This window comes from Candidatus Eisenbacteria bacterium (assembly GCA_013140805.1).
Classification (GTDB): Bacteria; Eisenbacteria; RBG-16-71-46; order RBG-16-71-46; family RBG-16-71-46; genus JABFRW01.
On the sequence record JABFRW010000210.1, the window covers coordinates 1 to 8645 of the forward strand.

The 8645-nt window shown below is 68.4% G+C and carries 12 protein-coding genes; 9 read left to right on the forward strand and 3 right to left on the reverse strand.

Translation table 11 applies throughout. From position 1 onward, the window contains the following. On the forward strand, positions 1–373 hold a 373-nt coding region (locus tag HOP12_16135; GenBank protein NOT35670.1), incomplete at its 5' end, for a glycosyltransferase. A gap of 7 nt (positions 374–380) precedes the next feature. Here the strand turns inward: HOP12_16135 and HOP12_16140 are convergent. After that, positions 381–953, reverse strand: coding sequence for a peroxidase-related enzyme (locus tag HOP12_16140; protein ID NOT35671.1), 573 nt, complete (start codon positions 951–953; stop codon positions 381–383). A gap of 129 nt (positions 954–1082) precedes the next feature. Here HOP12_16140 and HOP12_16145 point away from each other — a divergent pair, with 129 nt between their 5' ends. The 6 genes from HOP12_16145 (at position 1083) to HOP12_16170 (ending at position 5874) form a co-directional block, all read left to right on the forward strand. After that, positions 1083–1592 carry a hypothetical protein gene (locus HOP12_16145; protein NOT35672.1) on the forward strand — a complete coding sequence of 170 codons (510 nt, stop codon included), beginning with the start codon at positions 1083–1085 and terminating at the stop codon, positions 1590–1592. A 103-nt stretch (positions 1593–1695) separates the two neighbouring features. Continuing rightward, positions 1696–2310 carry a superoxide dismutase gene (locus tag HOP12_16150; protein NOT35673.1) on the forward strand — a complete coding sequence of 205 codons (615 nt, stop codon included), beginning with the start codon at positions 1696–1698 and terminating at the stop codon, positions 2308–2310. A gap of 81 nt (positions 2311–2391) precedes the next feature. Then, the gene (gene bcp / locus HOP12_16155) at positions 2392–2871 is read left to right on the forward strand and encodes a thioredoxin-dependent thiol peroxidase (GenBank protein NOT35674.1); all 480 of its coding nucleotides are present in this window, start codon (positions 2392–2394) and stop codon (positions 2869–2871) included. Between the two features lie 87 nt (positions 2872–2958). Next, a complete protein-coding gene (locus tag HOP12_16160) occupies positions 2959–3621 on the forward strand; it encodes an LON peptidase substrate-binding domain-containing protein (protein ID NOT35675.1) in 663 nt (220 codons plus the stop codon). A 451-nt stretch (positions 3622–4072) separates the two neighbouring features. Then, the gene (locus HOP12_16165; GenBank protein ID NOT35676.1) at positions 4073–5476 is read left to right on the forward strand and encodes a tryptophanase; all 1404 of its coding nucleotides are present in this window, start codon (positions 4073–4075) and stop codon (positions 5474–5476) included. After that, positions 5473–5874, forward strand: a complete 402-nt coding sequence (locus HOP12_16170) for a DUF423 domain-containing protein (GenBank protein ID NOT35677.1) — start codon at positions 5473–5475, stop codon at positions 5872–5874. Before HOP12_16165 ends, HOP12_16170 begins: the two co-directional genes overlap by 4 nt. A gap of 52 nt (positions 5875–5926) precedes the next feature. On the opposite strand, the gene HOP12_16175 is transcribed toward HOP12_16170, so the two are convergent. Next, entirely contained in the window at positions 5927–6970 is a 1044-nt protein-coding gene (locus tag HOP12_16175; protein ID NOT35678.1) for a CPBP family intramembrane metalloprotease, read from the reverse strand. A gap of 99 nt (positions 6971–7069) precedes the next feature. Here HOP12_16175 and HOP12_16180 point away from each other — a divergent pair, with 99 nt between their 5' ends. Then, on the forward strand, positions 7070–7315 hold the full coding sequence (locus HOP12_16180) for a MoaD/ThiS family protein (protein ID NOT35679.1): 246 nt from the start codon (positions 7070–7072) through the stop codon (positions 7313–7315). Between the two features lies 1 nt (position 7316). After that, the gene (locus tag HOP12_16185) at positions 7317–7769 is read left to right on the forward strand and encodes a molybdenum cofactor biosynthesis protein MoaE (GenBank protein ID NOT35680.1); all 453 of its coding nucleotides are present in this window, start codon (positions 7317–7319) and stop codon (positions 7767–7769) included. Here HOP12_16185 and HOP12_16190 read toward each other — a convergent pair. After that, on the reverse strand, positions 7766–8645 hold an 880-nt coding region (locus HOP12_16190; GenBank protein ID NOT35681.1), incomplete at its 5' end, for a hypothetical protein. The genes HOP12_16185 and HOP12_16190 overlap by 4 nt on opposite strands.

An 8645-nucleotide genomic window follows, 5' to 3' on the forward strand; every position in this document is an offset into this window, starting at 1 on the left:
GCTCGGACGGCTCGAGCCCGAGGCGCTGGCGCCGTTCGTCGCCGCCGCGCGCGCGCTGGTGCTGCCGTCGCGTTCCGAGGAGACGTTCGGACTCGCGGCCGCGGAAGCCCTGCTCGCGGGCCGACCGGTGATCGCCGCGAATCTCGGCGCGCTGCCCGAACTGGTCGAGCACGAGGTGACGGGCCTGCTGGTCGCCGCCGGCGATGCCGAGGGGTTCGGTGCCGCCGCGCAGCATGTGCTGGCCGATGAGCTGAGTGCCGCGCGCTGGGGTCGGGCGGGGCAGGAGCGCCTGCGCACCTCGCTGGATCCCGCTCGCCATGTGGCGGCGGTGACCGCGTTGTTCGAACGCGTGCTGCTGTCGGCGAGGCGTTGAGTCGCGACTACTTCTGCGACCCGAACTCCCACGGCGCGAGATCTGCTTCGAGTTCGACCCCGAGTCCCGTCACCACGCGGTTGATCAGGTTGTAGTAGGCGGTGATCTCGACTGCCTTCACAATCGAAGCATCGTCGAAGCCGTACTCGCGAATCCGTTCGATGTCCTCGAGCTTGCGTTCGGACGGCTCACACGTCAGCGCGACGCAGTGATCGAGCAGCACGCGATCGCGCGCGGTGAGATTCGCGGTGCGGTAGTCGAGTGCCACCGCGCGCGCCAGCGGTTCGTCGCCGAGTGCCGCGGCCAGGTGCGGCCCCTGATGCGCGACGCAATACTCGCAGCCATTCGTCGCAGAGACCACCACCGCGATCAGCCGCGCCTGCAGATCGCTGAGAGGCAGAGGCTCGCCGATCATGGCGCGGTAGAGCGGGTGCGTCGCCGCGAGCCCGTCGGGGTCGAGGCCGAGGGCGAGCCATACGTTCGAGACGCGACCCTGCGAGCTGCCGGCGAGAATCTGCGCATAGGTCGCGGCCAGCGGTCCGGTGGCTTCGGAGGTCGGGATCGAGCGCGTCCAGGTCACTGAGAAGCCTCCTCGATGGGGGGCGGCATGCTAGCCCGGATGGTTCAGGCGATGCCAACTCGTGCGCGAACCCGCATGCGAGCGGCGTTCGAGTTTGCGCCGACCTCGTGACGCCACTACGGTCGCGCCATGCCTGACTTGATCCACGCACGCGAACGAGGCCGCGTCTCGACGCTGCTCGTCGCGGCAATCGCAGTGCTCGCGCTCGGGGCAGGCCTGTTCGCCGCGTACCTCAATTCGCGTCGCACCGCACCGGTCGTGACCGAGCGCATCGTCCAGCCGCCGGCGGCCGCACCGCTCGGCGCGGCCGAGAGCACCATCGCGGGCCGCCCGGACGTGGTCGAACGCGCGCTCGAGAGCGTGGCGCCGCTCGACAGCGCGGCGCTTCGCGCGCGCTGGGTCGACGAGGTGAAGGGGCTCGAGGTCGCAATGCTCACAGCGCCCCAGCATGAACTGCTGATCCGGTTTGCGAACGCGCGCGCCTGCACGTGCGGCTGCGGATTCACGCTCGCGGGCTGCCGCACCTACGACCCTTCGTGCGAGATCAGTTCGCCGCTCGTCGAAGCGTTGCGCGACTCGATCGCGCGCGGATTCCTGACCCATGCGCGCGGCCTGCGACCGCGGCCACGCAGCCTCTAGGGGTGCCGTTGACAGTGCCCGCGTCGGCGGGCAGACTCGCGCTCCTTCCTACATCCATCCCGCGCGCGGCCGTGTGGCTCGCGCTTCGTCCGGAGGACACGCCATGCCGTTCCCCAAGTTGACCGCCAAGACGTTCGCTTCGATTCGCGAACTCAACGGCATTTCCGCACGCACCATGGAAGAGCACTACGAGCTGTACAAGGGCTACATCACGAAGACCAACGAGATCCAGGAGAAGCTCGCAACCGTCGATCGCGCGAGCGCCAACCAGATCTACAGCGACCTGCGCTCGCTGCGCACCGATCTGTCGTTCGCGACCGGTGGCGTCAAGAATCACGACCTCTACTTTGCGCATCTCGGCGGCAAGGGCGGACAGCCGGGAGGCAAGCTGATGGCGCAGATCGCGCAGGACTTCCCGTCCTACGACGCGTGGCTCGCCGACTTCAAGGCCTCGGGCATCGCCGCGCGCGGCTGGGTGTGGCTCGCCTACGACCATGACTGGAACACGCTGACCACCGTCACCGGCGACGCACAGAACACGTTCCCGCTGTGGAACGCGACGCCGATCCTGGGGCTCGATGTCTACGAGCATGCCTACTGGATCGACTTCGGCCGCGCGCGCGCCAAGTACATCGAGGCGTTCTTCAACAACCTCGATTGGGACGTGGTGGCGCAGAATCTGGATCGCGCGCTCGCGATGCAAGCGGTCACCAAGTAACGATCATCGATTCTGGGGCGCTCGGCCCCGCTCGCTTGCCGGGCCCTGTTCACGGGGCCCGGCCCGGTTTTCGGAGGACGCATGACCGCGACAGTGCTGCCGGTGATCGGCAAGCCCGCGCCCGATTTCAATCTGCCGGCCACCACCGGTGAGGCGATCTCGCTCAAGCAGTTCAAGGGCAAGAAGACGGTGGTGCTGTATTTCTACCCGAAGGACGACACGCCGGGATGCACGCGCGAAGCCTGCGACCTGCGCGACCTGTCGGCCGAGTTCGAGAAGCACAACGCGGTGATCCTCGGGGTCTCGACCGACTCGATGGAGTCGCACCAGGCGTTCGCGGCCAAGCACAAGCTGCCGTTCCCGCTGCTGTCCGACTCCGAGGCGGAAGTCGCGAAGAAGTACGGCGTCTACAAGCAGAAGAACCTGTACGGCAAGAAGTCGATGGGGATCGAGCGCACCACGTTCATCGTGGATCGCACCGGCCGGGTCGCGCAGATCTATCCGCGCGTCAAGGTCGAAGGGCACGTCGACCAGCTGATCGAGTTCGTCACCGAGGAGTAGTTCGTGGCCGGCCGGGGACCCCGGCCGGTTTCGCATCCGGCGGGCCTGCGGCGGCACCGCGCTCGAGCGCCCGCACGAGGGCCGCGCGTGTCGCCGATCGAGGCGGTACCGACTCAACCGGTTCCGGTGTTCCCGCTGCCGAACGCGGTGTTGTTCCCGCACGGTCTCCTGCCGCTCCACGTCTTCGAGCTGCGCTATCGCACCATGCTGCGCGATGCGCTGGCGTCCCGACGTCAGCTCGTCATGGCGCTCTACGCGCCGGGCTGGGAGCAGTTCGAGAAGCTGGCGCGCCCGATTCGTCCACTGGCGACCCTGGCGCGTGTCGGGCACGTCGAATGGCGGCTCGACGACTGCTACGACCTCGAGGTGATCGGCGAGCAGCGGGTGCGCATCGCCCGGGTGGAGCATCAGTTTCCGTACGTCGCCGCACGGCTCGAGGCGGTGCCCGAGCAGCCGTATGGCGCCGACGATCCGCTGGTGCAGATCGAGCTACGAGCGCTGATCGAGGCGCTGGCTCAACGACGCATCGAGGCGCAAACGCTCTCGATCGTGCCCGGTGCGGTGACGGACGCACCCGCGCTCGAAGTGCTCACCAACCGCGTCGCGATGCGACTTGCGGTGCCGGTCGACGCGCGGCTCGAACTTCTGGCGCTCGACGACGTGGTCGAGCGCGCACACCGCGTGCGACGCAGCGTGATCGAGGACGGGCTGGTCCCGGCACCGCATCGAACCGGGAGTGCCGAGGACTGACGTGAGTGGAGGGGGGGCGCAAAATTCTGCGCTGTGTCTCGACCTCACGGCGGAGTCCCCCGATCTCGCATCCGTGCGGCGATCCACAGCGCATTCACCTGGACGGCCCACTGCGCCGCCATCCGACGTGCGTATGTCGGGCGGTGAATCGCGGCCGTCGTCTTTATTATTCGCCGGGTACTGCGCAGCCTGGGGGGGAACTTCCGGGCCTCGCGCGATCGGCTGAGCTTCACACGATGCGAACCGAGCTTAGTCCTCGACGAGGAACTCTCACAGCTAACTTCGCATGGTTGAGCTCCGAACCGAGCGTGCTGGCGCGCGCGCAACTGAGCCACCGACCTCGGCGTCCACCAACCTTGTACAAGTCGGAAAATAGTTCCGCACCGCTCGTCAACGACGGCGAATCGGCGACGTTTGTGGACTCGTTCCCCCGTGGCTAGACTGCGGCCCCATGCGATTTCCTGCCGAGCCGTTCCGTATCAAGGTCGTCGAACCGCTGCGCCGTGTGACACGCGAAGAGCGTGAGCGCCTCATCACCGAGGCGGGCCTCAATATCTTCGCGGTGCCGGCGGACAGCATCTATGTGGACCTGCTCACCGACAGCGGCACCTCCGCGATGAGCGATCGCCAGTGGGCGGGGCTCATGATGGGCGATGAGTCCTATGCGGGAAGCCGCAACTTCTTTCACTTCCGCGACGCGGTGCGCGACATCTTCGGCTTCGAGCACGTGATCCCGACCCATCAGGGTCGCGTCGCCGAGAACCTGCTGTTTTCGACGGTGCTCAAGCGCGGCGACCTGGTTCCGAACAACATCCACTTCGACACCACGCGCGCGAACGTCGAGCACCAGGGCGCCCGCGCACTCGATCTGGTGATCGACGAAGGCCTCGATCCGAGCGCCGAGCATCCGTTCAAGGGCAACCTCGATCCGGCGAAGCTCGAACGCGTGTTGAGTGAGCACGGGCGCGACAAGGTGCCGCTCGTGATGATCACCGTCACCAACAACTCGGGCGGCGGGCAGCCGGTCTCGATGGCGAACGTGCGCGCGGTGCGCGAGGTGTGCCGGCGCCACCAGGTGCCGCTGATCTTCGACGCGTGCCGCTTCGCCGAGAACTGCTACTTCATTCAGCAGCGCGAGCCCGGCTACGCGAATCACGACATCCGCCAGATCGCACGCGAGCTGTTCTCGCACGGCGACGGCTGCACCATGAGCGCCAAGAAAGACGGGCTCGTGAACATCGGCGGCTTCCTGGCGCTCAACGACGGCGAGTGGGCGCGCAACATCACGAACCTGCTGATCCTGATCGAAGGCTTCCCGACCTACGGCGGTCTCGCCGGCCGCGACCTCGAAGCGATCGCGATCGGGCTGCAGGAAGTCCTCGACGCGGACTACCTGGCGTTTCGAATCGGTCAGGTGGCCGCCCTCGGCAATCAGCTGGACCGCGCCGGTGTGGCGATCGTGAAGCCGGTCGGCGGCCACGCGGTCTACATCGATGCGCGCCGCTTCCTGCCGCACATTCCGCAGTCGCAGTTCCCGGGGCAGTCGCTGGTGGTGGCGCTCTACCGCGAATACGGCATCCGTGCGGTCGAGGTCGGGAGCCTGATGTTCGCGTCGCCCGATCCGGTGACCGGCGAGATCGTCTACCCGCAGCTCGACCTGGTGCGGCTCGCGGTCCCGCGCCGCGTCTACACCACCGAACACATGCGCTACGTCGGCGACTCCGTGATCGCGCTGCATCGCGAACGCGCGCGACTGAACGGGCTCAAGCTGACCTACGAAGCTCCGGTGCTTCGACACTTCACCGCTCGACTCGAGGAGTTGCCGCCGGTCGCCGCCGCCCTGCCGGCGCGATGACGCCGCCGCGCGCGAATGCGTCGGGGCTGCTCGGCGTGCTGGGCGCCGCGAGCGGATTCCTGGCGGTGGCTGCCGGTGCGTTTGGCGCACACGCGCTGCGCGATCGTGTGACGCCCGAACATCTCGCGGTGTTCGAGACCGCGGCGCGCTACCAGCTCTTCCACGCCCTGGCGCTCCTGTTGCTCGCCCTCACGTGGCGCCACGGCGCGGGTCGCGGCGAGCGCGCGTTCGCGAGCGCTGGAGCGCTGTTCGTGGCGGGCCAGCTGCTGTTCCCGGGCAGCCTCTACGCGCTGGTGCTCTCGGGCGTGCGAGGTTGGGGTGCTGTCACGCCCCTCGGCGGGCTCTGCTACCTCGCAGGCTGGGTCGCGTTCGGAGTCGGGTGGTGGCGGAGCCGTTGAGCGGCGCGCAAGACGGCGAGCCGCACTCGCGGCATCGGGTGATGCGCACGCCTCAGGAGCTGCGGGCTCCCATCACCGCGATCAGGTCGTAGATCACGTGCATGAGGATCACAACGGTCGTGCTGGTGGCGCGCCGAACCACGCCGAACAGCAGTCCGAACAGCACGATCGCGATCATCCCGACCCACGAATACTGCACGTGCAGCGAGCCGAACAGGAGTGCCGTCACCAGGATTCCGAGTCGCGGCTGGAGTGCTCCGCGCAGCGCGAGCTCCTCGCCGATGCCGGCGCTCAATCCCAGCATCACCATTTCGAGTCGCGAGAGCGGATTCGCGATGAACTCGGTGACGCGCCGGTCATGGAGCCCGGCGGCCGGGAACCACGCCTGCTGTGCCCATTCGACGCCGGTGTTCAACGCCAGCAGCGCTGCGACTCCGAGTACCACGACCACCGGATCCCACGCCCGCAGCTGACGGAGCCCGAGGCGCGCGATCGAGCCGCGCAGGTCGCGCGTGACGAATGCGCCGACCGCGCCGAGCGACAGCAGCACCATGCCGAGCAGCGTGCCGACGAACGACGCGGTGCCGATTCGCACCGCATCGAGCTGGTCCTGCTCGAACGCGATTCGAAACGCGACGCTGGTCGGGTAGCAGGCGGCCAGCCCGACCACCATCAGCCGCGTCGCGAGCCGCAGTCCGTGGGTCGAAGGGCGGCGGCGGAACAGGCGCTGGGCGAGCGCGTCGGTGAAGGCGGGCCAGAAGGTGAGGGCCGTGAGTGCGGCGGCAACCACCGAGACGATCGCACCGGCCGGGTGGCGTTCGAGTCCCGGCAGCGCGCCGGCCAGGATCGCGGCGAGTCCGAGGAATCCGAACACCGCGATCGCGGGCAGGATCCAGGCGAGAAACAGGTGCAGTCCGAGCCACCGGGAGTCTCGATCGACGGCGTGCGCGAGCGCGAACAGCGCACCCAGCACGGTCAGCATGCCCAGTTCGGCACTGCCGATCACCACGCCGATGACGCCCGCCCCCAGCGCCAACCCGAGCCACATCATGAGCCCGCGGCCGGCCGGAGTATTCGTCAATTCGAGCGGTGCCATGGGCGGCGCATCGTCTGAGAGAGGCGCGGGCACAGGTGGGGCTTGATTCGAATCGCTCATCCGGCCAGCATAGGAGCCGGCATCGGGAGCGTCCAACGCATGACCATTCGCATCCTTGCATTCGCGCAAGCGCGTGAGGCGCTCGGCGCATCGAGCCTCGAACTCGAGCTGCCCCCCGGCAGCCGGGTGTCCGATGCCCTGAGGACCCTTGTGTCGTCCGCGCCGACACTGGCGCCGATCGCCGCGCATCTCGCGCTGGCAGTCGGCGAAGAGCTCAGCGACGGATCACGTGAACTGCGCGACGGCGACGAACTCGCATTGTTGCCGCCCGTGAGCGGAGGCTGACATGGCCGAGCTGGTCAGGACGGTCATCGATACCGCGGCCATGATCGCGGCCGCGGCGCGTCCCGACTGCGGCGCGGTGGTGCTGTTCCTCGGCACCACGCGCGACCACCATGAGGGGCACCGCGTGCTGCGCCTCGAGTACGAAGCCTACGAGTCGATGGCGCAGCGAGCGTTGAGCGAGCTCGAGCTCGATGTGACCGCGCGGTTCGGGGTTGCCGCCTGTGGGATCGTTCATCGGCTCGGGAGCGTGGCGCCCTCCGAGGCGAGTGTGGCGGTGGTGGTGACCGCGACGCATCGGAGTCCTGCATTCGAAGCGTGCCGGTGGGCGATGGACACGCTCAAGCGCGACATCCCGATCTGGAAGAACGAACACTTCGAAGATGGCGAGTCGCGTTGGGCCGAGGGGACGCGCCTCCATCCGCAGCGCGGCGTGAGCGATACCGAGCCGCTCTAGTGCGGCTCGGGCCGGCGCATCACTCCGGCGGCCGGCAACATCCGCCCGGTGGCGTCGAACAGCGCGCAATTCTCCCACGCGGAACCACGGCGGGGCGCCGACCGATCGGCGGGCTCCGACCAGAACACGCCGCGCACGCGCTTCGATCGCGCGGCGCGAACGAGTAGTTCATCGAGGAACCGACGCTGGCCCCCGGGGCTCGCGGGGTGATCGGTGCCCAGTGCCGTTCCCGCGCCGAGCACTTTGTGAGTCGAGTCGAACCATTCGACGGTCCACGGGTACGCGGTCTCGACGATCCACACGTCGCGACGCAGCGAGTCCTCGCACGTGCGAAGCGTTCGCTCGAGTCGGTGCGGTCCGCCGTGCCACCACGGGTACCAGGACAGCGCGATGTCGTCGTACCGCACTCCGAAGGCATCGAGCCGCCGGAACCATCGCTTCACGCCCTCGGCGTCGCCGCCACGGTCGATGTGCACCAGAACTCGCGCCCGCGGGGCACCGGCGCGCACCCCGTCGGCCGCGGCGCGCATCAGCCCGGCGAAGCGGGCCCACTCCGCGTGACTGCCGCTCTCAAGTCGGCCATCGGGCCACAGGAATCCGTTCGTGACTTCGTTGCCGATCTGCACCGCTTCGGGAACCACGCCGTTTGCCCGCAGGGTCCGCAGTGCGGCTCGAGTCCAGTTGCGAACGCTGTCCTCGAGCGCGGTTCCGCTCGCCGCCCGCCACCTCGCCGGCGTGGGCTGCTGGCCGGGGTCTGCCCAGGAATCGGCGTAGTGGAAGTCGAGCATCACCGGGAGGCCGAGCCCTCGCGCACGCTGCCCGAGTCGGATCGTCGCCGTGAGATCGCAGAGCTGGTCCGGAGGATCGACCCACACG

What these genes read in the sequence shown, in the direction of transcription:
- HOP12_16170 (NOT35677.1), top strand. Translation starts at nt 5,473, where the DNA reads ATGACGCCGCCGCGCGCGAATGCGTCGGGGCTGCTCGGCGTGCTGGGC.
- HOP12_16145 (NOT35672.1), top strand. Translation starts at nt 1,083, where the DNA reads ATGCCTGACTTGATCCACGCACGCGAACGAGGCCGCGTCTCGACGCTG.
- HOP12_16150 (NOT35673.1), top strand. Translation starts at nt 1,696, where the DNA reads ATGCCGTTCCCCAAGTTGACCGCCAAGACGTTCGCTTCGATTCGCGAA.
- HOP12_16180 (NOT35679.1), top strand. Translation starts at nt 7,070, where the DNA reads ATGACCATTCGCATCCTTGCATTCGCGCAAGCGCGTGAGGCGCTCGGC.
- HOP12_16175 (NOT35678.1), bottom strand. Translation starts at nt 6,970, where the DNA reads ATGGCACCGCTCGAATTGACGAATACTCCGGCCGGCCGCGGGCTCATG.
- HOP12_16165 (NOT35676.1), top strand. Translation starts at nt 4,073, where the DNA reads ATGCGATTTCCTGCCGAGCCGTTCCGTATCAAGGTCGTCGAACCGCTG.
- bcp (NOT35674.1), top strand. Translation starts at nt 2,392, where the DNA reads ATGACCGCGACAGTGCTGCCGGTGATCGGCAAGCCCGCGCCCGATTTC.
- HOP12_16185 (NOT35680.1), top strand. Translation starts at nt 7,317, where the DNA reads ATGGCCGAGCTGGTCAGGACGGTCATCGATACCGCGGCCATGATCGCG.